Genomic DNA, 21,015 nt, shown 5'->3' with positions numbered 1-21,015 from the left:
AGGCCGTTTTGTGGCATCATCAGCGCTCCGGCAGACGCCGGCCGTTTTCGGATCGCCAACGACGCAGGCAAGTCACGCATGTTTCTCGATGTATTTCATACGCTGGCAGGGGACCACATCACCATCTCGGCGGAGCAAGCCAGTCGATTCGCCAAGGGGGTCGCCGGCGATTACAACCCCATCCACAACCCGGATGCGCGGCGCTTCTGCGTGCCCGGCGACCTGCTGTTCGCCCTGGTGCTGGCGCGCTTCGGCCTCTCCCAGCACATGGAGTTTCGCTTTCTCAGCATGGTCGGCGATGGCACCCCGCTGTATTTCCAGGAACATGCCGATGGGCGGATTCGCGTCTGTGACGACGCCGGCAAGTCCTATCTGGAGGTCTCACGCAGCGGGGCGACCACCCACGACGAAGCAATAGTGGAGGCCTTCACCCGCTGCTATGTCTCGTTCTCGGGCAAGAACTTCCCGCATTACCTCAAGCCGCTGATGGAACAGAAGGGCGTGATGTTCAACCCCCGCAGGCCGCTGGTGATCTATGACAGCATGGGCTTCTCCCTGGCTCGCCTCGAGGGTCTCACTCCCGCGCTGGAGCTGTCCGACTCCTCCCTGGAGGTCAACGGCAAGCGGGGTGACACCCTGCTCGAGTTCCGCATCCAGTCGGGAGGCGAGCAGGTGGGGACAGGCTCCAAGAAGCTGGTGGTCAGTGGTCTGTGTGACTACGATGCCGAGTCCATGGACGCGATCGTCGCCGAGTTCTATCGCCTCAAGGCCGCCTACGAGGCTGGGAACCCGTCGACTTGAGTCCGCCAGGGGCGCGTTGACGCAGGCGCTTGGCGCGGTGGGGGGGAGGCCGTAGGCTCGAAGGTTTCCCCTTTCGAGACCCGACCATGCACCCGCAACGAGAGCGACTGCACAACGAGCTGCACGCCCGGCCCTCGATCTACTTCGATGAGCCGGCCACCCTCCACCATTACGCCTTGCTCGACGAGGCCGGCGCCTGCGAAGCCGTGCTGGCCCGTCTGGTCGAGCGCACCGGGGTGTCGCCCCTGCCCGATGCCGTCCAGCAGATCCTCGAGATCGACGGACTGACCCTGAAGTGGGAGCGCCACACCGAGTTCCTCACCCTGACCCTGCTGGTGCCGGGCCTGCATGAGGAGACGCCCTGGTCGCCCCCGCCGGCGCTCCTGGACGAGGTGCTGGCGGGACACGAGACGCGGCTGATCGGCGTCACCCAGGTGCTGGTGGCGTCCGCGCACCACTGGTCCGGCAGCGTTGCCGCGTATGGCTTCCGCGACCCGGCGGGCTCGCGGGTGGGCGACGGCGACGCCATCGTATGGAGCGATTTCCGCCTGACCGAGGAGGGCGTCAACCGCCTGCTGCTGGTCAACCAGGGGCTGGACGCCTTTCGACTGGGGCGCATGACGCGCCGCCTGCTGGAGATCGAGACCTACCGCATGATGGCGAACCTGGCGCTGCCCCTGGCCAAGGAGCTGGAGCGCGAGCTGCAGGCCCACGAGCAGGAGCTCGGCGAGCTCTCCGAGCGTAACGCCGAGAGGCAGGAGGAGAGCTCCCGGCCGCTGCTGGCGGACCTGTCGTCGCTCTCGGCACGCCTCGAGCGCTCCGGGGCACGCTCGCGACGCCGCTTCAGTGCCACCGAGGCCTACGCGCGGATCGTCTTCGCCCGCATCGAGGAGCTGCGCGAGAGCCGGGTGGGCGAGAGCCCCAGGCTCGGCACCTTCATCCTGCGCCGCTTCCGGCCCACGGTGCACTTCTGCGCCTCGATCCATCGTCGCCAGCAGGACCTGGCGGAGAGCGTGGCACGCCTCAACGATCTGCTGCGCACCCGGGCCCAGGTGGAGATCGAGGAGCAGAGCGCCGAGATGCTGGCGAGCCTCAACGAGCGCACCAGCAGCCAGCTGAAGATCCAGAAGGCGGTGGAGGGGCTGTCGATCATCGTGATCAGCTACTACCTCTTCAGCCTCTTCAAGCTCGGCCTGCAGAGCCTCGACGCCCTGGGGGTGAGCATCGTGCCCGCGGTGGCGGCGGCGGTGCTGGGGCCGCTGGGGCTTGGCATCATCGGGGTGCTGGCCTGGCGCATCTGGCGCGTCAAGCAGCACTGAGGGGCATGCCGGCGGGGTCAGGCCGGGTCGGCGTCACCGAGCGACCAGCCCTCGGCTTCCAGGCGCTGCCAGACCGCCTCGCGGGCCTCTTCGTCCAGGTGCGCCCAGGCGGCGATTTCGCCGAGGGTGCGCCCGCACCCCTCGCAGCCGCCACCATCGGGCGTCACGCGGCAGATTCGAACACAGGGCGAGACCGGGCGCTGCCGGCGGGCGTCGCTCATGGGTTCACCTTGCCGCGCAGGGCCTTGGTCTTGCCCTTGCGGGTCTTGTCATCGACCCGGCGGCGCTGGGAGCCGCGGGTGGGTCGGGTGGGCTTGCGCACCTTGCGCTGCTTCACCGCCTCGCGGATCAGCTCGCCCAGGCGCACCAGGGCATCCTCGCGGTTCTGCTCCTGGGTGCGGAAGCGCTGGGCCTTGATGATCACCACGCCGTCCTGGGTGATGCGCTGGTCGCCAAGCGCCAGCAGCCGCTCCTTGTAGAAGGGCGGCAGGCTGGAGCGCGGGATATCGAAGCGCAGGTGGATGGCGCTGGATACCTTGTTGACGTTCTGCCCGCCGGCGCCCTGGGCGCGGATCGGGTTCAGCTCGATCTCCCAATCGCCGAGCTCCACGCTATTGGAAATCTTCAGCATCACCGGGTCCGTGGTCAGGTCTGGAATGGCGCAGCGGCTCGAGCAGGCCGCCGAGGCCGTTGTGGTCGATCTCGTGCATCAGCGCGAGCAGGCGGCCCAGCTCGCTGTCGGGAAAGCCCGCGCGGGCGAACCACGCCAGGTAGGGGCCCGGAAGGTCGGCGAGCAGTCGCCCCTGGTACTTGCCGAAGGGCATGTGCATCCTCACCAGCGTTAGTAGGTCCTCGGGGTTCACGTTGCGTCCTCGCGGGTGATGGAAGTGGCGGGAGCCATGCTACCGGGATCGGCTAGCCTTGCCCATGGCCGGTAGCTCCACCAGCAGCGACTGCCCTGAGAGCCCCTGGGACACGCGGCTCGCGAGGATCTCCAGGATCCCCTCGTGCTCGCCCACCAGGCGCGTGGTAGTGACGGTGAGCCCCGGTGAGGCCGCAATCGCCTGCGCGCAGATCTCGGCGATGTCGCCGCCCTCGCCGGCGTGACGGCCGGGGGCGAGGAACAGCATGGCCAGGATCACCTCGCGCCCGGCCAGTGCCCGTGAGGCCAGCAGGTCGGCCAGCAGCGGTTCGTTGAAGCGATACTCGTCGCCATCGCGTCGCTCCATGGAGGCGAAGGTGACGCAGTCGGCCTCTTCATTCAACAGCGCCCCGAGCTGTCCGGCCACATAGTTGCGCACCGCGGCGACCTCGGGGGTCGGGCTGCCATGGTCGACCAGCACCACCGTTGGCTTGCGCCTCTCGCCCGTGCGTTCGTCTCCCATGGCTTCGTTCACCATGCCTTTGTTCACCATGCCTTTGTTCACCATGGCTTCGCGGACGTTGTCGGCCAGCAGCCGAGCCAGGCGCAGGTCGAGTCCCGCGAGGGTGTCCACCAGCGGCGCCGCGACCTTGATGGCGAGCCTCGGGTACTCCGCCTGCACCTCTGTCAGGCGCTCCGGCAGGTAGCGGGTCAGTGCCTGGCTGGGGCCGAAGAAGAAGGGCACGATGATCAGTTCGGTGACGCCCTCCGCCGCCAGGCGCTTGGTCAACGGACCCAGCGTCACTGCCTTCTTGCCCTCCAACTGCTCGGCAGGAATCTTGTGGGAATGGAGTAGCGAGGCGGCCACCACCGGCTCTCCGGCTGCCTCGGTCAGGGCCCCGGCCAGGCGACGCAGGTTGAGCGTGGCCTGGGGGCGCAGGGAGCCGTTATCGACGAGCAGGATGCGTTTCATGTAAGCCTCGGAGGGTGGGGCAGTAAGGTGGAGTGGCCGGTAGTGCAGCGTGACGGCGCCTGGGCAACGGGGCGGCAAGAAGGCCTTCACACTACCCAGCAGCAGCGTCGCTGAAAAGTCCGTCGGCAAAAGACGGTACAAGGAGAGGGCGCATCGTGGAACAATGAGCCTGTTAAGCAACTCCACAGATGCGATGCGGCATCCACCGAGCGAGGTCCCATGAATCCCACCATCGAGCTGCTCAAGTCCCACCGTTCCGTGCGCAAGTTCACCGACCAGCCGATCTCCCGCGAGCTGCTGGAGGAGCTGGTCAGCGCCGGCCAGGCCGCCGCCACCTCCAGCCACGTACAGGCCTACAGCGTCATCCATGTGAAGAAGCCCGAGAATCGCGAGGCGATCGCCGAGCTGGCCGGCGGCCAGCGCTATGTGGCCACCTGCGGTGCCTTCCTGGTGTTCTGTGCCGATATGAAACGACCCACCGAGGCGGCCGAGCGCACCGGAGCGCGGGTGGTGCGCGGCATGACCGAGCAGCTGCTGGTGGCCAGCGTGGACACCGCGCTGATGGCCCAGAACGTGGCCGTGGCCGCCGAGTCGGAAGGGCTGGGCATCTGCTATATCGGCGGCGTACGCAACAATCCTCAGCAGATCAGCGACTTGCTGGGCCTGCCGGACCACGTCTACCCGGTGTTCGGCATGTGCCTCGGCTACCCGGCCCACGACCCCGACGTGAAGCCGCGCCTGCCGGTGGAGGCGATCCTCAAGGAGGATAGCTACCATGACGACAGCGAGTTGGTGGCGGCCTACGACGATGCCATGCACGCCTATTACCAATCCCGGAGGGGCGGCCCCAAGGACACTACCTGGTCGCAGAACCTGACGCCGCTGTTCGACACCAAGCTGCGCCCCCATATGCGCGAGTTCCTGGTCAGGCGCGGCTTCGAGATGACATGAGGCGCGCCTCGGGCGCCTCTGCCACCCCGGGAGATGAGCATGACGAATGACGTGGTGAAGCTCGTGCTGCTGACGCTGAGCGCGGGCTTGGCAATGCCGCTCGGGGCATCGTTGGCGGCGGTCGAGCGGATCCGGTCGCGTTGGCTCGAAACCGAAGTGCGGCACGCCGTGATCGCCTTCGGGGGAGGAGCGCTGTTGGCTGCCGTCGCGCTGGTGTTGGTGCCGGAGGGGGTCCATGGCCTGTCGCCGTTGGCGGTGGTGGTGTCTTTTGCCAGTGGCAGCCTGCTGTTCATGTTCCTGGACATGTGGCTGGCGGCGAACAACACCCAACTCAGCCAGCTGGTCGCCATGCTATCCGATTTCGTGCCGGAAGCCCTGGCCCTGGGAGCGGCGTTTGCCTTATCGGAAGAGGCGGGTGTGCTGATGGCCGGGATCATCGCCCTGCAGAACATACCGGAAGGCTTCAACGCCTATCGGGAGATCAGGGTGTCCACGGACTATCGCGGCCTGCACATCATCGGTGCCTTCATCCTGATGGCCTTCCTGGGCCCCATCGCCGGGCTGGCCGGGTATTTCTTCCTGACCGAGCTTGCCGGCGTGGTCTCCTGCATCATGCTGTTCGCGGCCGGCGGTATCCTGTACATCATCTTCCAGGACATCGCCCCCCAGGCCAGGCTGCAGAACCACTGGGTGCCGCCTCTGGGGGCCTCCGTCGGTTTCCTGCTCGGTGTGCTGGGCAAGATCCTGACGGGGGCATGACCGGAAGGGCCAGGCAGCGAATCAGCGGCTTGTCCCGGTAGGTCACCGAGAGTGCGGCAGCGAGTCGCGTACGCTCAGCTTCCTTCCGGACCGGGAGGGCGTCACGACCCGGCCGAGGCGGGCCGGGCCTCCGCCGGAGCGACTCCCGGCGAGAAGCGGTAGCCGAGCAGGCGCATGGCGTTGAGCGTCACCAGCACCGTGGCGCCGGTATCCGCCATCACCGCGATCCACATGCCGGTGATGCCGAGCGCCGTGGTGACCAGGAAGACCGCCTTCAGGCCCAGTGCCAGGGCGACGTTGGTCTTGATGTTGCGCAGCGTGGCCCGGGAGAGGTCGACCAGCTCGGCGATGCCGCTCACGCGATCCTTGAGCAGCGCCGCATCCGCCGTCTCCAGGGCCACGTCGGTACCGCCGCCCATGGCGATGCCCACCTCGGCGGTCGCCAGCGCCGGGGCGTCGTTGATGCCGTCGCCCACCTTGCCGACCGGCCCCTGGCCGGCGGCCTGCCACGCCCGCACGCGCTGGGCCTTGTCCTCGGGCATCAGCTCGCCGTGGGCCTCGATGCCCAGCTGCTCGCCGATGGCGGCGGCGGTACGGGCGTTGTCGCCGCTGAGCATCACCGCCCGCACACCGAGGCGCGACAGTGCCGCCAGGCCGTGGCGGGCATCCTCGCGGGGCTCGTCGCGCACCGCGATCAGCCCCAGCGGCCGTTCGTCCTCGACCAGCACCGCCAGGCTCTTGCCGGCCTGCTCCCGCTCGGCGATCCGCGCCTTGAGCTCGTCGGACAGAGCACCCCGTTCCGTCAGATGGCGCGGGGTGATCAGCGAGAGTGCTCGGCCCTCGACACGCCCGGCGACCCCGCGGCCGGCCAGGGCGCGGCTCTCGCTTGCCCGTGGCACCGAGAGACCCTGGTGTTCGGCGTGGGCCAGGATCGCCACGGCGATGGGGTGGCTGGCGTCGCGCTCGAGTGCCGCGGCCAGCCGCAGGATCTCACCCTCGTCGTGCCCGGAATCCAGGGCCTCCACATCGGTGACGCGTGGGCGGCCTGCGGTCAGCGTGCCGGTCTTGTCCAGCGCCACCAGCTTGAGCTTGCCGAGCTGCTCCAGCACCGCGCCGCCCTTGATCAGCAGGCCGCGCCGGGCGCCGGCCGAGAGCCCGGCGGCGATCGCCGCGGGGGTCGAGATCACCAGCGCGCAGGGGCAGGCGATCAGCAGCAGCGCGAGTGCCCGGTAGATCGCTTCCGACCACGCCATGCCCGCGACCAGCGGCGGCGCCACGGCCATCAGCAGGGCGAGCCCGATCACCGCCGGCATGTAGTAGCGCGCGAAGCGGTCGATGAAGCGGGCGACCGGCGCCTTGGCGGCCTGGGCCTCCTCGACCAGGCGAACGACCCGGGCGATGGTGTTGTCCTCGGCGCGCCGCGTCACCTCCACCTCCAGGGCGGCCTCCAGGTTCACGGTGCCGGCGAAGACGTCGTCACCGGGCGCCCGCGCACGGGGTACCGACTCGCCGTTGATCGGCGACTCGTCGAGCTCCGAGGCCCCGGCGAGGATGCGCCCGTCGCAGGGCACCCGGTCGCCGGGGCGGACCAGCACCCGTTGGCCGGGCGCGAGGGTGGCGGCCGGCACCTCGCGGGTGTCGTCGCCTTCGAGCAGTCGTGCCGTCGAGGGCGTGAGGTCCGCCAGCGCCGAGATGCTGCGCCGCGCCCGGGAGGCGGCCACGCCCTCCAGCAGCTCGCCCACGGCGAACAGGAAGACCACCACCGCGGCCTCGGCGGCGGCGTCGATGGCCAGCGCCCCCAGCGCGGCGATGCTCATCAGCATCTCGATGGTGAAGGGATTGCGCTGCTTCAGCGCGCCCCAGGCGCCCTGCACGATGGGCACCAGCCCCACCGCGGTGGCGGCGACGAAGGGCCACTGGCCGAGTGCCGGCCAGGCCAGGCGCAGCGCGAAGGCCGCCAGCAGCAGGCCGCCGGTGACCAGCACCAGCCGGCCCTTGGCGGTGCGCCACCAGGGCGCCGGTGCCTCCGGCGCGGCCGCCTCTTCCTCGCTGATCAGGCGGTAGCCGAGCTCATGAAGCGTACGCTCGATCGCCGCGTGTGCGGGCGAGTGTGCAGGCGGGCGTGTAGAAAAGTGCAGCCGGACCGAGCCGGTGACCGAGCTGGCCGAGACCTCGGCGATGCCCTCCAGGCGACCCAGCGCCGACTCGACCTTGCGCTCGCAGCCGCCGCAATCCATGCCCTCGACGCGCAGCGTCAGGGTCGCGGCGGTGGGTGTGGGTGTGGATGCTGTCATGGCGGGGTTCCTCTCCGTGGGGTAATATCTCAAGCCTAAACCCTGTAGTAACTATAGGTTCAAGTGGCGGTCTGAGGTGTAAGCCCCCATAAACAGGGCCGAGTGAAAAAGCCCACCCCTGCAGCGAGGAGGTCCTCATGTCGGAGACGCCCACCCTCGGCATCGGCGCGCTGGCCCGGCGGGCCGGCTGCCGGCCGGAAACCGTGCGCTACTACGAGCAGGTCGGGCTGCTGCGGGCGGCCTCGCGCACCGAAGGCGGGCAGCGCCGCTACGGAGAAGACGCCGTGCGGCGGCTGACCTTCATCCGCCACGCCCGGGACTTCGGCTTCTCGGTGGAGGCGGTACGCGAGCTGCTGGCGATGTCGGACCGGCCCGACATGTGCTGCGACGAGGTCGACGCCCTCGCCAAGCACCATCTGGAGGAGGTGGAGTCGCGGCTACGGCGGCTCGCCGCGCTGCGCGACGAACTGAAGCGGATGGTCGGCCAGTGCGCCGGCGGCAAGGTGGAGAGCTGTCGCATCATCGAGGTGCTAAGCGACCACCGGCTGTGCGACAGCGAGACCTCCCACGGCGGCGCCCACGACCTCGGCGAGCCGCCCGCGGCGCGGCGTCGCTGAGGGCGTGACTCAGCTGAGTGCGATAGGTCCGTCGGTCCGCGGCCGCCGTCAGGCCCCGCGGTGCCGGGCACCCCGGGGGAGGTCACCGACGACGTCGATATCGAGGAGCACGCCGGGATCCTCGACCTTGAGGAGGCCGCAGCGCTCGGGGTAGCGCCGAAGGTGGCGAGCACCGTGCATAGCCATAAGGCCTGCCCCTCGCGGGTCCACGCCAGGGCGCGCTCGATCACTTGCCGGTCCAGATGCTGCATGGTCAGCTCACCAGCTGATTGCCGACAGGCAGGCGCCGGATGCGCTTGCCCGAGGCTGCGTAGATGGCATTGCACAAGGCCGGTGCCACCGGGGGGAGCCCCGGCTCGCCGACGCCGCCCATGGCCACCTCGGGATCGTCGTTGATCAGGTGCACGCGGGTCACCCGGGGCGCGTTCGCCATGCGCGGGATCAGGTACTGGTGGAAGTTGTCCTGCTCGATGCGCCCGTCGCTGGCGGTGATCTCGCTGTGCAGGGCGATGCCGATCCCCATGATGCAGGAGCCCTCCATCTGCGCACGGATGCGCTCGGGGTTGACCTGCGGACCGCAGTCGAAGGCGATGTCGGCGCTGTGGATGGTGAGCTCGCCGGCCTCATCGACCTCCACGTCGAAGACCACGGCGGCGTAGGAGGCGAAGCTGTGATGCACGGCCAGGCCCAGGCCGCGGCCTGCGGGGCGCTCGCGATCCCACTCGGCCGCCTCGGTGGCGGTCTCGATCACCCCGCGCAGCCGGCCGATGTCGATCGGGTAGCGCTCCGGGTCCTCATCATAGTTCCAGCTCTCGCCGATCTCCCGCGGGTCGATCCGGCGCGCCGGGCCGAGCAGCTCGAGCAGGTAGTCGCGGTGGTCGCGCCCAGCGGCGGCGGCGAGCTCGGCGGCGAAGCTCTGGATGGCGAAGGCGTGGGGCAGGTTGAACACTGAGCGGAACCAGCCGATGCGCACATGGGCCTCGGCCTCGGGGTTCTCCAGGCGGATGGCGGGGATGTCGAAGGGCAGGGTGTTGAAGCCCATGCCGAGCTCGAACGCCTGCTTGTGCTCGGGATCCTCGGCGAACAGCGAGCCGATGCTCGGCGACAGGGTGCGGTGGCGCCAGCCGACCGCCGTGCCGTCGGCGTCCAGGCCCGCCTCCAGGCGATCCAGCGACACCGCATGGAAGTAGGCGTGGTGGAGGTCGTCCTCGCGGGTCCACTGCACCCGCACCGGGCGCCCCTCCAGCTCGGCGGCCAGGCTGGCGGCCTCGAAGATGTAGTCGGGCTTGGACTTGCGACCGAAGCCGCCGCCCAGCAGGGTCACGTGGACGGTCACGTTCTCGTACTCCAGCCCCAGAAGACTGGCGACGCCCTCGCGCGCGGCCTGGGGATTCTGCACCGGCGCCCAGATCTCGGCGCGGCCGTCGGCCACCCGGGCCAGGGCCACCGGCGGCTCCATGGGCGCCTGGGCCATGTGCGGCATGCTGTAGGTCGCCTCGAGACGCGTCTCGGCCTCCCCGAGGGCGGCCTCGGTATCGCCGTGGTCGCGGATGATCTGCCCTGGCGAGCGCGAGGCTGCCTCCAGGGTCTCGTAATACGCCGCCGAGTCGTAGTCGGCATTGTTGCCCGCGGGCTCGAGGTCCCACTCGAGCGTCAGCGCCTTGCGGCCCTCAATGGCCGCCCAGGTGTTGTCGGCCACCACCGCCACGCCGCCCAGTGGCTGGAAGCCGGCGGGCTGGCCGGTGCCCTCGATCGTCACCGTACGCCGCACACCCGGCACCGCCAGGGCGGCGGTGTCGTCGACGCTGGCGAGCCTCGCGCCGTAGACGGGCGGCCGGGCGATCACCGCGAACAGCATGTCGTCGCGGCGCACGTCGGCCCCGTACACGGCACGGCCCTGGACGATCGTCTCGCCGTCGATGGCCAGCGGACGGTTGACCGCGTCGCCGCGCCGCTCGCGGGTCGGGCCGGTCGGCTGGCCGATGTAGCGCCATTCGTCGCGGGACTTGAGGCGCAGGGTGTCGCGCTCCGGCACCGGCAGCTGGCTGGCCGCGGCGGCGAGTTCGCCGAAGCCGAATTCCCGGCCGCTGGGCGCGTGGACGATCACCTGGACGCCGGCCCGGCACTCGTCGACCGGCACGCCCCACCGGGCGGCCGCCGCCTGCTCGAGCATGGTGCGCGCCGAGGCCGCGGCGCGGCGCATGGGATCGAACCAGTGGCGCATGCTGCGCGAGCCGTCGGTGTTCTGGTTGCCGTAGGTCTCCTCGTCGCCCGGCGCCTGCTCGACACGGACGCGCGCCCAGTCGGCGCCCAGCTCGTCGGCGGCCACCATCACCAGGCTGGTGCGGATCCCCTGGCCCATCTCGGCGCGATGGTTGACCACGGTGACCGTGCCGTCCGGGGCGATATGGAGGAAGACGTTGGGGTCGTCCACCCAGCCGTGGGGCATGGCGTCGGCGCCATACTGTTGTTCCTCCTCCTGGGCCAGGGACAGGTCCCAGCGCGCGGCGAGCACCAGCGCCCCGGTGGCCGCCAGGCCCTTGAGCACGTGGCGGCGGCTGACGTTGGCCAGCAGCAGCGTGTCGCGAGTGTCACTCATGCCTGCTCCTCCTCGTGGCCGGCGGCGCGGTGGATCGCCTGCTGGATGCGCTGGTAGGTGCCGCAGCGGCAGAGATTGCCGCTCATGGCCTCGACGATCTGCGCGTCGCTGGGGTCCGGCGTCTGCTTGAGCAGCGCGGTGGCGCTCATGATCTGGCCGCTCTGGCAGTAGCCGCACTGCGCCACGCCCAGATCCAGCCAGGCCTGCTGGACCTTCTGGCCGGTGGCGTCCTCGGCCAGCGCCTCGATGGTGGTGATCACGCGCCCCTGGGCGGCGGAGACCGGGGTGATGCAGGAGCGCGTGGCCTGGCCGTCCAGATGTACCGTGCAGGCGCCGCACAGGCCCATGCCACAGCCGAACTTGGTGCCGGGCAGGTTGACCACGTCGCGCAGCGCCCAGAGCAGCGGCATCCGCTCCGGCACGTCCACGTCATGCTGTTGGCCGTTGATCGTCAGGGTGGGCATCACTCTCTCCTGGAGCTTTCTGTCGGTTCGGGGGGCACGACCGTCGAGGCGATACGGGTCGAACCGCCCTACACGGTGGCAAGGGAGACGCCAGGGAACAAGCCTGTCAGCCAGGATGCTGTTATGAAGCGAATTCATGGATGGCGGTGTCACATCCGATGCTGCAGCGCTTCGAGCAGGAAGAAAGCCCCACCTTACCGTGATGTTCGCCGATGATGACGCTGGGAAAGCCCATGATTGATCAAATTAATCAGTGGTCCGCGTGGGCAGCCGCTATCTTCAGTAGTGTTTGACGATGCCGAACGGCTCAAGACATAAAAAAGACGGCCAGCACTTCGGCTGGCGAAGATCTGCTCCCGGTAAGCAGGGCTTCATGGCAACAGCGATGAAGAGGAATCCGACATGAAAAAACGCAGCAACAAGGCTTGCGTGATCGTGCTGGCGCTCGGAGCGCTGTCACTCGCCGGCTGTGGCGGAACCGGCAACGTAAGCAGTGCGCCCATGAGCGACTCTGCCAACAGCGCACTCACGAGCAGCACCGCCAGCAGTGCGTCCGTGAGCGGTGCCGTTCAAGGAATGACGGCTGACCTGTCGGGCTTCGTCGGCGCCCGGGCGGGGCAAGCGGAGGGCGGTCTGCGTGTACGCGGCTATGAGCTGGTCCGGACGGAGGGCCTGACAGCGTATTGGTACAACGCCTCGGCGAAGAAGTGCGCCGAGATCGTGACGGGTGACGGTCGCTATACCTCGGTGACCTCCGTCTCGCCCGCCGAATGTGGCGCGGGCGGCACCGCGTCGGCCACGCCGACGGCGGCGGAGCAGGCCTGCCTCGCGGCCATCATCAGCCAGACCGGTAATCGCGATGTGCGACTGATCGACTCGTCCTTCGCCGAGGCCGGCACCCTGGTGCGCGCGGCCGTCGGCGCGCAGGATGCTCCCTGGCAATGCATTGCCTACCGCGACGGCACCACCGCGGGCGTCCAGTTCATGGGTAGCGAGGGCACTCTCTAGGCTCGACCCGTCGAGAGTGTCGCCCCGGCGACTCAAACGTAGCCGACCCCACAACCATAGGGAGCCACGCTATCGAGCATGAGTTAACGCGCTACTCACTCAACGGGCTCGGCGATCCGGCCCGCTCGCGGGTCGCAGCGGCGCTCGTCCCGGTGATGGATTTCGACCAGCAGGCGCGCTACGTTGGGGCAAATTGGGCCCGGAGGGAACTGGGATCATGGCCAACATCACGACCCGAGCGCGTCACAACAGATCCGTATGCGCGCGACCTGACGTCTCAGGTCGCACACCGGCCAATACAATACCCTATAGAAGCCGTTTAGCAGTCTGATGGGCGGCTTAGTCCAACAGGCATTTATCCGCCATGCTGCGCACGGCGAAGAAATGCTGAACAGTTATGTGTGTACTATCCACAGGCCATGGAAGGGGTTCTGATGACTGATCATATCGGTTCTTGTCTGTGTGGCACCGTGAGCTTTGAGGTAAAAGGTGAGTTCGATAGCTTTTACCTGTGCCATTGCCAGTATTGCCAAAAAGATACGGGTTCGGCTCATGCGGCAAATTTATTCTCACAGTCAGCTAAATTGGTCTGGCGGTCGGGTGTAGATGCTGTGACTTCCTTTACGCTTCCAGGCACTCGTCATAGCAAAAGTTTTTGTAAGATGTGTGGCTCAGCGTTGCCGAACACTCGGGTCGCAGGTTTACTCATCGTTCCGGCAGGGTGTTTGGACACTGATATCTCTATGTCGCCAACAGCGCACATCTTTTCATCCAGCAAAGCTGCTTGGGATGGGGAGTTAGGGGAAGTGCCAAAGTTCAAGGGGCTTCCAAATTGAGCTACCACCACATAACCAGTGGCTGTTGGCGGACGCACCTACGCTGCGCTCCGGCGCGCCGCAAAGCCAATCGTTAACTGGTAAGGAGCTCATGAATCAGAATCTTGCGGATGAGCTGGTCACTATGATGGCGGAAGACCAGCGGTTATTGCAGTACCTCTTCGATTCCGGCGAGCTGCCGTCTGAGTCTTATCATCCCCGGATGAAAGTCCTGCATGAGCAGAATGCTTTTCGCCTGAAAGAGATTATTCATGCTCACGGCTGGCCCGGTATTTCGTTAGTTGGGGAACAGGCCGCCAAAGCTGCATGGCTGGTCGTTCAGCATTCTGTTTCAGATCCCGAGTTCATGGGTGAATGTGTCGCGCTACTGGAAGATGCCGTTGCAAGAGAGGATGTAGCGGGCTGGCAGTTGGCCTTCCTCCAGGACCGGGTGTGTACTCTATCTGGCCAGCCCCAACATTACGGCACCCAGTTTGATATTGATGAAAACGGTTGGCCAACACCGTTTCCTATCGAGGATTCTGCTACGGTTAATGAACGCCGTGCGCGTCTCGGGCTGAATTCCATCGAGGAGCGCCAGGAGCAGATGACTGAGCAGGAGCGGAAGCGCCGTGCCAATATCGAACAAACCAGTTAACAAAACGCGGCACTCGGATGCCCTTGCCTCCGCTTCGCTGCGTCAAGGTCGCCGCTGTGCTCAGCGTTAATGTTCCAGGGAGAGATCATGTTCTTTACACTGTTATTTGTGACATTTTCCTTGTCAGTCTTCGTCTCGTTTATGGTTGTTTGCGTTTTCAAATCACCAGTGAGGGAGATATTTGATCGAATAATTCAGGACGCCATTAGTGCTGCGTGGCAAAAATATGTGATTTTTGCAACATATGTGGTCGGTATCTCCGGTGGTGTACGCATCTATGATCTAGAACGTTACATCACGGCAATCCATAAAGACGCTGAGATTCTGGAGTTAACGTCAGAGCGATGGATTATAGAGATCTATCGAACCATCATTGAAACCCTACAAAGTATCGCCTGGATGTACCTGGTTGTATTCATATTCGCACTTATTGCATATGTGATAGTCAGGGGGTTCGAGCTAAAGAGTGCTAACAAGTCAAGCAAGAAGAACGCCGAAGACGGCACCCATTCTTGAGGCTTGAGTTCAGGAGCATTGGCCTGGAATATTCAGGAGGCCGCCTGAAAATGAGGATAGCGGATGGGGCTACCATGTTCTGACGTTGGGTTTTGTCCACCAGGCGCGCTACGTTGGGTAAAACCGGGGACGTGAAAAATGCTGAACAGTGATGCGGGGGGGGCAATTATGAAACCAAGGATTAGCATGGTCACCTTGGGAGTAAGTGACCTGAAGCGCTCTGTGGCGTTTTATGAGAGGGGGCTCGGGCTTCCGCGAATGGAATCTCCGCCTGAGGTGGCATTTTTTACGTTGAATGGTACTTGGCTAGGTTTATACGGTCGCGAAGCACTGGCCGCAGATGCGTCAGTCGTTGGGGGCACAAGCGGATTTGCGGGGTTTAGCCTAGCGCACAATGTGAGCTCTGAGCAGGAGGTAGATCACGTTATGGCTCAGGCTGCCTCCGCGGGTGCCGTAGTGACCAAGCCCGCACAGAAAACCAGCTGGGGTGGGTATGCCGGATATTTTGCCGATCCAGACGGTTATCTGTGGGAAATAGCGCATAATCCATTGTTTTGGGTCGGCCCATCAGATGAGCCTGCATGACAAGGCGCAGCAGGCACCGGCGCGCGGCCGACCTCATGCCGCCATGGCCTTCCCGACCATGGCGGCTTTTTCATGGAGTGACCGCCGGCGGGCCTACGGCTTACTGATAGCGGTGCTGCCAGCCCTTGACCGCGATCTGCTCCTTGAGCAGCTCCAGCATGTCCACCAGCACCTGCTCGGTGATCCGCTCGGTCTGCGGGTCGGTGCGCAGCCAGGCATCGAAGCCGCTCTCGGCCAGGTGCTCCACCAGGGCGGAGAACTCCGCCGACTTGAGGCCCGCCAGGGCCTCGTCAACCAGGCGGCAGGCCAGGTCGGAGAGCGAAGCCTCGAGCCCCCGGGTCAGCTGGCCGCCCAGCGGCAGGCGCCCGAGGCGCTTGAGCTCCGGGCTCTCCGCCAGGGTACGGCCGACCAGCCCGCGCACGTAGCGCAGGGTGTCGGCGCGGTTGTGGGCATAGGTGTCGCCCGCCATGGCCTCCAGCCGCTGGCCGATCTCGTGGATCAGCGCCTGCTTGCGGGGCCGGACCACCCGCTCCATCAGCGGGGCGGAGAACCCGTCGCTCTGGCGGATCTCCCGCTGCACGTTGTCGAGCATGCGCAGGGCGATGCGGTCGGTGAGCTCCTCGAGCAGGATGTCGTAGTACTTGGCGACCACGGAGTAGAGATACCAGCGGCGCACGTCGATCAGCCCCATGCGCTGCAGGCGGTGCAGCAGCGAGATGACGCGCAGGATGCGCAGCAGCCGAAAGCCACTAAGCGGGATGCAGCCGAGCACGTCGTACCAGTGCACGAAGGGGTAGAAGAACCAGCGATGGTAGTGGCGCTCGGCGATGGCCACCGCCCAGCCCAGCAGCACGTCGAACAGGAAGATCGACACGAATGCCAGGTCGATGGCGAGGAAGTTGGCGTGGATATGCTGCTCGTAGGCGCCGTGCAGGCCCGGGGCCACGGCCTCGAAGGCGGCGTTCAGCGGCGGCAGCAAGTAGAGGCTGTCGAACAGCAGCAGGGCCAGGTTGGCGATCACCAGCACGATGATGAGCAGGTCCCACACCAGGTGGACCCGCTCCAGGGCGGGGGAGGTCCTGCGGGTGGCGGACATTTCTACTCTCCTTTGGCGGTGCGAATCCTCCTCCCCAGCCTAGAAGCTCGGCGCCCGGACGGCACTGAACGCCACCCCGGGCCCGGCGCCTCAGCGCGTCAGCAGCCCCTCCCGGATCGCCGCCTCGAGGCGGTCCACGGCGCCGGCCAGCTTCTCGTCGATGATGTGAAGGTATTCCGTCCAGTCGTCGATATGGTTCAGCTCCGCCTTGCCGTCGGAGATGCCGCGCAGCACCACCAGCGGCACCGCAAAGCGCGTGCAGGCGCGCAGGCCGGCGTAGCTCTCCATGTCCACCATGTCGGCGGTGATGGCGTCATAGGCCGCGCCGGAGACGATATCGGCTCCGGTGGAGAGCGTCGCCTCGTGAATCCCGGGAATGCGCAGCGGCAGGGGCAGGGTGGCCGGCAGGTCGAGGAAGGGCGTGACGCCCGTCGCGAAGCCAAGCGGGGTGGCGTCCATGTCGCGGTAGGCCACCGAGGTCGCCTGGTAGACCTCGGTCTGCTCCAGCGCCCGGCTGCCCGCCGAGCCCAGCGACACCACCAGGTCCGGCAGCCGCCCGCGCGCCTCCAGCCCCGCCAGCGCCGCGGTGAGTTCCACCGCCGCCTCGACCGGCCCCACGCCGGTCATGAAGGGCGTGAAGCGCTCCCGAAGATGCGGGCCGTATTCAGGCTCAGCCGCCATCACGAAGAGGATCGACCGGCCGCCTAATTCCGTCAGCGGCGCCGGTGTGCGTGGTGTATTGCTCATCCCGAGAGTCTCCCGCAGCCCAATAAAGCCACCATCATGGCGGGCAGGGGCGTTGGTGCCAATCACGATGGTCCGGCTGGTGCTGAGCGGACGGTTCGCGGAAGATAGACGCAGATCAAAGGCCAAATCAAATTTGTCACCAGGCGGTGACATTCTGAGGCCCTCGTTCTAGGCTGATAGATCAGCCGGTTCGCAAGGGAGCTGCCGATGGCCGATCACACCGCCGACCCCCGTATTACCCTGCATCCGCACTCCCGGCGGGTGCGCATCCTTGCTGGTGACAACCTGATCGCCGATACCCGCAACGCCATCGAGCTGCGCGAATACGGATATCCACACCGTCAATATGTACCCAAAGGGGACGTGGATATGGCGAAGCTTTCAGTATCTGCCACCGTGACCCATTGCCCGTTCAAGGGCGATAGCACCTATTTCTCGCTGCCCGATATTGCCGATGTAGCTTGGAGCTATGAGTGGCCGATCGTCGAGATGCAGGCGATCGCCGGACGGCTGGCTTTCGATGCCAGTAAGGTGACGGAGATTGTTAAGTGACGTCCGTTTTCGACCCAAAGCGGCTATGGGGGCAAAGGCAGCAGGCACATTCATTGGGGATATGCAGCATGCACGATGATTGGTGCTATACTGCCGAGCTATACTTAATATATAGGAATTTCAATAGGATGAGAGGGGGTGGGCGCGTAGCATAATATTGTTGAACGCGCGTGCGCGTTCAAGTGGAATATCAAGCATGCTACATAATACAACTGTTAGGCGTCCAAGGAGGCAAGGTGCATACTAGATACTTCATTTTCTTTTTGCTTTCCATATTTTTTATTCCTGAAATTTTCGCTCAGGATAAAATACTCGATAGGCCTGAATGGAAGGAATTCTTTGACAAACATGAAGCGACAGGAACGATTCTAATCGTTGATAGTCGCGCTTCAGCCGAAAAGGTTAGTGTTTATGACAGAACGCGCGCTGGGAAGCGCTATTCTCCAGCTTCCACGTTCAAAGTTCCGCATACTCTTTTTGCTTTAGATGCAGGAGTAGTTAAAGACGAGTTTCAGGTATTTCCTTGGGACGGAGTGAAAAGAGGTTATGCGCCGCACAATCAAGATCAGAACTTGCGCTCGGCTATGCGACATTCTGCACTCTGGGTGTATGAAAAATTTGCTAAGGCGATCGGTGAGGAGAAAGCACGGTCCTACCTAAGTAGAATCAGCTACGGAAATATGGACCCTAGTACCAAGGGCGGTGCTTATTGGGTCGATGGAAAGCTTGCTATCTCTGCTGAAGAGCAGGTGGTTTTTTTAAAAAAGCTATATCAAAATGATCTTCCGTTTGAGCTAGAACATCAACGTCTTTTGAAGGATGTTATGATAGTTGAAGCTGAGAAAGACTGGATATTACGTGCGAAAACTGGATGGGAAGGCCGTCACGGCTGGTGGGTCGGTTGGGTCGAGTGGTCCGCTGGCCCTGTTTTCTTTGCATTGAATATAGACACTCCCAATAGATGGGAGGATCTGTATAAAAGAGAGGCTATAGCGCGGGACATTCTTATATCCATTCGAGCACTACCGCCTAACAAATCAATGCAGCCGACCGCTAAAGCGTCGGCTGATTGAAGCGTTAAACATCATGAGGGAAGCGGTGATCGCCGAAGTATCGACTCAACTATCAGAGGTAGTTGGCGTCATCGAGCGCCATCTCGAACCGACGTTGCTGGCCGTACATTTGTACGGCTCCGCAGTGGATGGCGGCCTGAAGCCACACAGTGATATTGATTTGCTGGTTACGGTGACCGTAAGGCTTGATGAAACAACGCGGCGAGCTTTGATCAACGACCTTTTGGAAACTTCGGCTTCCCCTGGAGAGAGCGAGATTCTCCGCGCTGTAGAAGTCACCATTGTTGTGCACGACGACATCATTCCGTGGCGTTATCCAGCTAAGCGCGAACTGCAATTTGGAGAATGGCAGCGCAATGACATTCTTGCAGGTATCTTCGAGCCAGCCACGATCGACATTGATCTGGCTATCTTGCTGACAAAAGCAAGAGAACATAGCGTTGCCTTGGTAGGTCCAGCGGCGGAGGAACTCTTTGATCCGGTTCCTGAACAGGATCTATTTGAGGCGCTAAATGAAACCTTAACGCTATGGAACTCGCCGCCCGACTGGGCTGGCGATGAGCGAAATGTAGTGCTTACGTTGTCCCGCATTTGGTACAGCGCAGTAACCGGCAAAATCGCGCCGAAGGATGTCGCTGCCGACTGGGCAATGGAGCGCCTGCCGGCCCAGTATCAGCCCGTCATACTTGAAGCTAGACAGGCTTATCTTGGACAAGAAGAAGATCGCTTGGCCTCCCGCGCAGATCAGTTGGAAGAATTTGTTCACTACGTGAAAGGCGAGATCACCAAGGTAGTCGGCAAATAATGTCTAACAATTCGTTCAAGCCGACGCCGCTTCGCGGCGCGGCTTAACTCAAGCGTTAGGAAGGAAATCATGAAACCGAAGATCAGCATCATCACGCTTGGTGTGGAGAATCTGGAGAGGGCCACCCGTTTTTATGGCGAGGGGCTCGGTCTGCCAAAGCACGACTTTGAAGGTGGCAATATATCCTTTTTCAGCCTGGAGGGAACCTGGTTAGCACTTTACCCGCGGGAAGAGTTAGCCAAGGACATCGGGTTAGCCATTTCCACTCAGGCTGGCTTCTCCGGCATTACATTGGCCCATAATGTAGCAAGCAAGTCAGGAGTTGATGCTGTTCTTAGTCAGGCTGTATCCGCAGGTGCCCAACTTATCAAACCAGCGGTGGAGGTTTTCTGGGGCGGTTACTCCGGTTACTTTCAAGATCCGGAGGGTCATTACTGGGAAGTAGCCTATAACCCTTATCAGGATCTGACGTAATGTCGGGACCATCGGCATTTCCTAACAATCACAGGCACGGCGACGTCTACTACATTGCGGCTTCGCCTCCATTCCGCAGCCGCGCGTGCTGTTGGCGTTGGGCGGCAAGGAGCTTTCCCGATTCGGGGCCGCAAGTGCCTCGGATTGACCCACGGCATGTTGTGAGAACTGATGAGGACTGAGAGCAGTGAGAACTGAGATGATGAGATCCGGGGCAAGGCTGGCGGGTTTGATTGTGACTGTGTTGGCTTCTGTGGGGTGCGCAACCAAATATCCGGTCACATTCGATTCTTATCCACAAGGTGCGACTCTTATATGTAACGGTACCAACTGGGGATATACGCCAAAAACCCTGTATTACGACAGTGAGGTAAAGCAACAGAATTATCTCAGTTTGCGTTCTTGCAGTGCGAATTGGTCGAGTGGTGCCCGGGAACTGTATGGATCAGTGTCGATGCAGGAATTTCCTGATGGTGTGCGGCAGACCTTACAGCGGCCTGACGTTCCTGGGTTTCAGCAGGATGCAGAGTTTTCTCTAAAGGTGCAGCAACTCAACGTTCAAAAGCGACAGGCTCAATCTGCTCAACAGCCGGTTTATTCCCAGCAGTCCGTTAGCTGCAAGAAATCTTTTGACATTTCGGGACAGCTTTATCAGTTTGCTCAGGCATATTGCCCGCCTGGATACTACAAAGCGCTTTAAGCCTTGAGGCATAACATGACCTACGTTCTTACGCTTCGCCGTATTGACCAGGCCGATCTCAGTAGAGCCGCACCTTTCATGCCAGAGGACGAGGAAGTTGAAACCTGCTTGCAGAGCATTGAGAGCGAGTTAAATTCCCTTGCAAGCATCACCGAAGTCAAGAGAGAGGGGGCGGTGTTCTGCCTGGGCTCATCTCCTGAGTTCAACCTTGAGCAAGTTCGCAAAGAATTGAAGCCCATTCTTTCAGGTAGTGTTACCGAATTCGTGCGCTTTGTATCCTTGGAGCGATCAATACCTTGAGCGCTTCCTGAGCGGCATGCGGGGTATGTCGCGTTACCGCCCAACAA

Annotated in this window: 26 protein-coding genes; 16 read left to right on the top strand and 10 right to left on the bottom strand. The window is 63.9% G+C overall.

Annotated elements, in window-relative coordinates; all coding sequences use genetic code 11:
* Positions 1-78 precede the first annotated feature (78 nt).
* Positions 79-801 carry a DUF3581 domain-containing protein gene (locus NFH66_RS13440; protein WP_349610722.1) on the top strand — a complete coding sequence of 241 codons (723 nt, stop codon included), beginning with the start codon at positions 79-81 and terminating at the stop codon, positions 799-801.
* A gap of 86 nt (positions 802-887) precedes the next feature.
* Positions 888-2,120 carry a DUF3422 domain-containing protein gene (locus NFH66_RS13435; protein ID WP_349610721.1) on the top strand — a complete coding sequence of 411 codons (1,233 nt, stop codon included), beginning with the start codon at positions 888-890 and terminating at the stop codon, positions 2,118-2,120.
* Positions 2,121-2,137: 17 nt separating this feature from the next.
* On the opposite strand, the gene NFH66_RS13430 is transcribed toward NFH66_RS13435, so the two are convergent.
* The 4 genes from NFH66_RS13430 to NFH66_RS13415 are packed head-to-tail and all read right to left on the bottom strand — an operon-like array spanning position 2,138 to position 3,955.
* Positions 2,138-2,341 carry a DUF1289 domain-containing protein gene (locus tag NFH66_RS13430; RefSeq protein ID WP_349610720.1) on the bottom strand — a complete coding sequence of 68 codons (204 nt, stop codon included), beginning with the start codon at positions 2,339-2,341 and terminating at the stop codon, positions 2,138-2,140.
* Positions 2,338-2,751 carry an alternative ribosome rescue aminoacyl-tRNA hydrolase ArfB gene (gene arfB, locus NFH66_RS13425; protein ID WP_349610719.1) on the bottom strand — a complete coding sequence of 138 codons (414 nt, stop codon included), beginning with the start codon at positions 2,749-2,751 and terminating at the stop codon, positions 2,338-2,340. The genes NFH66_RS13430 and arfB overlap by 4 nt, the downstream gene beginning before the upstream one ends.
* Positions 2,732-2,983 (bottom strand): DUF3820 family protein, encoded by a 252-nt coding sequence (locus NFH66_RS13420; RefSeq protein ID WP_349610718.1) that lies wholly within the window; start codon positions 2,981-2,983, stop codon positions 2,732-2,734. Before NFH66_RS13420 ends, arfB begins: the two co-directional genes overlap by 20 nt.
* A 39-nt stretch (positions 2,984-3,022) precedes the next feature.
* Positions 3,023-3,955, bottom strand: coding sequence for a sirohydrochlorin chelatase (locus NFH66_RS13415; protein ID WP_349610717.1), 933 nt, complete (start codon positions 3,953-3,955; stop codon positions 3,023-3,025).
* Between the two features lie 219 nt (positions 3,956-4,174).
* Between NFH66_RS13415 and nfsA the strand changes: the two genes are divergently transcribed.
* Positions 4,175-4,906, top strand: coding sequence for an oxygen-insensitive NADPH nitroreductase (gene nfsA / locus NFH66_RS13410; RefSeq protein WP_349610716.1), 732 nt, complete (start codon positions 4,175-4,177; stop codon positions 4,904-4,906).
* A 39-nt stretch (positions 4,907-4,945) separates the two neighbouring features.
* Complete coding sequence (locus NFH66_RS13405; RefSeq protein WP_349610715.1) at positions 4,946-5,665, top strand: ZIP family metal transporter; 720 nt, start codon at positions 4,946-4,948, stop codon at positions 5,663-5,665.
* 101 nt (positions 5,666-5,766) lie between these two features.
* Here NFH66_RS13405 and NFH66_RS13400 read toward each other — a convergent pair whose 3' ends face one another.
* Positions 5,767-7,959: a heavy metal translocating P-type ATPase gene (locus tag NFH66_RS13400; RefSeq protein WP_349610714.1), complete on the bottom strand. Its 2,193-nt coding sequence runs from the start codon at positions 7,957-7,959 to the stop codon at positions 5,767-5,769.
* A gap of 137 nt (positions 7,960-8,096) precedes the next feature.
* Between NFH66_RS13400 and NFH66_RS13395 the strand changes: the two genes are divergently transcribed.
* The gene (locus NFH66_RS13395) at positions 8,097-8,576 is read left to right on the top strand and encodes a MerR family transcriptional regulator (protein ID WP_349610713.1); all 480 of its coding nucleotides are present in this window, start codon (positions 8,097-8,099) and stop codon (positions 8,574-8,576) included.
* Positions 8,577-8,624: 48 nt separating this feature from the next.
* Here the strand turns inward: NFH66_RS13395 and NFH66_RS13390 are convergent, their stop codons facing one another.
* From NFH66_RS13390 to NFH66_RS13380, 3 genes are all read right to left on the bottom strand, one after another.
* Positions 8,625-8,762, bottom strand: a complete 138-nt coding sequence (locus NFH66_RS13390; RefSeq protein ID WP_349610712.1) for a hypothetical protein — start codon at positions 8,760-8,762, stop codon at positions 8,625-8,627.
* 67 nt (positions 8,763-8,829) lie between these two features.
* Positions 8,830-11,175, bottom strand: coding sequence for a xanthine dehydrogenase family protein molybdopterin-binding subunit (locus tag NFH66_RS13385; RefSeq protein ID WP_349610711.1), 2,346 nt, complete (start codon positions 11,173-11,175; stop codon positions 8,830-8,832).
* The gene (locus tag NFH66_RS13380) at positions 11,172-11,639 is read right to left on the bottom strand and encodes a (2Fe-2S)-binding protein (RefSeq protein ID WP_349610710.1); all 468 of its coding nucleotides are present in this window, start codon (positions 11,637-11,639) and stop codon (positions 11,172-11,174) included. Before NFH66_RS13380 ends, NFH66_RS13385 begins: the two co-directional genes overlap by 4 nt.
* 402 nt (positions 11,640-12,041) lie before the next feature.
* On the opposite strand from NFH66_RS13380, the gene NFH66_RS13375 reads away from it, so the two are divergent.
* From NFH66_RS13375 to NFH66_RS13355, 5 genes are all read left to right on the top strand, one after another.
* Positions 12,042-12,647 carry a hypothetical protein gene (locus NFH66_RS13375; RefSeq protein WP_349610709.1) on the top strand — a complete coding sequence of 202 codons (606 nt, stop codon included), beginning with the start codon at positions 12,042-12,044 and terminating at the stop codon, positions 12,645-12,647.
* Between the two features lie 434 nt (positions 12,648-13,081).
* Complete coding sequence (locus NFH66_RS13370; RefSeq protein ID WP_349610708.1) at positions 13,082-13,483, top strand: GFA family protein; 402 nt, start codon at positions 13,082-13,084, stop codon at positions 13,481-13,483.
* Positions 13,484-13,574: 91 nt separating this feature from the next.
* On the top strand, positions 13,575-14,120 hold the full coding sequence (locus NFH66_RS13365; RefSeq protein ID WP_349610707.1) for a DUF6624 domain-containing protein: 546 nt from the start codon (positions 13,575-13,577) through the stop codon (positions 14,118-14,120).
* 87 nt (positions 14,121-14,207) lie between these two features.
* Positions 14,208-14,636, top strand: a complete 429-nt coding sequence (locus NFH66_RS13360) for a hypothetical protein (protein WP_349610706.1) — start codon at positions 14,208-14,210, stop codon at positions 14,634-14,636.
* Between the two features lie 138 nt (positions 14,637-14,774).
* Positions 14,775-15,221, top strand: coding sequence for a VOC family protein (locus tag NFH66_RS13355; RefSeq protein ID WP_349610705.1), 447 nt, complete (start codon positions 14,775-14,777; stop codon positions 15,219-15,221).
* A 100-nt stretch (positions 15,222-15,321) separates the two neighbouring features.
* Here NFH66_RS13355 and NFH66_RS13350 read toward each other — a convergent pair whose 3' ends face one another.
* Positions 15,322-16,317 (bottom strand): ion transporter, encoded by a 996-nt coding sequence (locus NFH66_RS13350; protein ID WP_349610704.1) that lies wholly within the window; start codon positions 16,315-16,317, stop codon positions 15,322-15,324.
* A gap of 90 nt (positions 16,318-16,407) precedes the next feature.
* Entirely contained in the window at positions 16,408-17,064 is a 657-nt protein-coding gene (locus NFH66_RS13345; protein ID WP_349610703.1) for a 5'-methylthioadenosine/S-adenosylhomocysteine nucleosidase, read from the bottom strand.
* 207 nt (positions 17,065-17,271) lie between these two features.
* Here NFH66_RS13345 and NFH66_RS13340 point away from each other — a divergent pair, with 207 nt between their 5' ends.
* The 6 genes from NFH66_RS13340 to NFH66_RS13315 all read left to right on the top strand — a co-directional run bounded on the left by NFH66_RS13340 (position 17,272) and on the right by NFH66_RS13315 (position 20,968).
* A complete protein-coding gene (locus NFH66_RS13340; protein ID WP_349610702.1) occupies positions 17,272-17,616 on the top strand; it encodes a DUF427 domain-containing protein in 345 nt (114 codons plus the stop codon).
* A gap of 308 nt (positions 17,617-17,924) precedes the next feature.
* A complete protein-coding gene (gene blaOXA / locus NFH66_RS13335) occupies positions 17,925-18,689 on the top strand; it encodes a class D beta-lactamase (RefSeq protein ID WP_349611739.1) in 765 nt (254 codons plus the stop codon).
* Positions 18,690-18,702: 13 nt separating this feature from the next.
* The gene (aadA1, locus tag NFH66_RS13330; protein ID WP_001206316.1) at positions 18,703-19,494 is read left to right on the top strand and encodes an ANT(3'')-Ia family aminoglycoside nucleotidyltransferase AadA1; all 792 of its coding nucleotides are present in this window, start codon (positions 18,703-18,705) and stop codon (positions 19,492-19,494) included.
* A gap of 69 nt (positions 19,495-19,563) precedes the next feature.
* The gene (locus NFH66_RS13325) at positions 19,564-19,968 is read left to right on the top strand and encodes a VOC family protein (RefSeq protein ID WP_349610701.1); all 405 of its coding nucleotides are present in this window, start codon (positions 19,564-19,566) and stop codon (positions 19,966-19,968) included.
* 199 nt (positions 19,969-20,167) lie between these two features.
* Positions 20,168-20,668 carry a hypothetical protein gene (locus tag NFH66_RS13320; protein WP_349610700.1) on the top strand — a complete coding sequence of 167 codons (501 nt, stop codon included), beginning with the start codon at positions 20,168-20,170 and terminating at the stop codon, positions 20,666-20,668.
* A gap of 15 nt (positions 20,669-20,683) precedes the next feature.
* Positions 20,684-20,968: a hypothetical protein gene (locus NFH66_RS13315; RefSeq protein WP_349610699.1), complete on the top strand. Its 285-nt coding sequence runs from the start codon at positions 20,684-20,686 to the stop codon at positions 20,966-20,968.
* Positions 20,969-21,015: the final 47 nt, after the last annotated feature.

This window comes from Halomonas sp. H10-9-1, from assembly GCF_040147005.1.
GTDB lineage: Bacteria > Pseudomonadota > Gammaproteobacteria > Pseudomonadales > Halomonadaceae > Halomonas.
The sequence above is the reverse complement of the archived record's forward strand: the minus strand, read 5'-3'. Positions and strand labels throughout refer to the sequence as shown.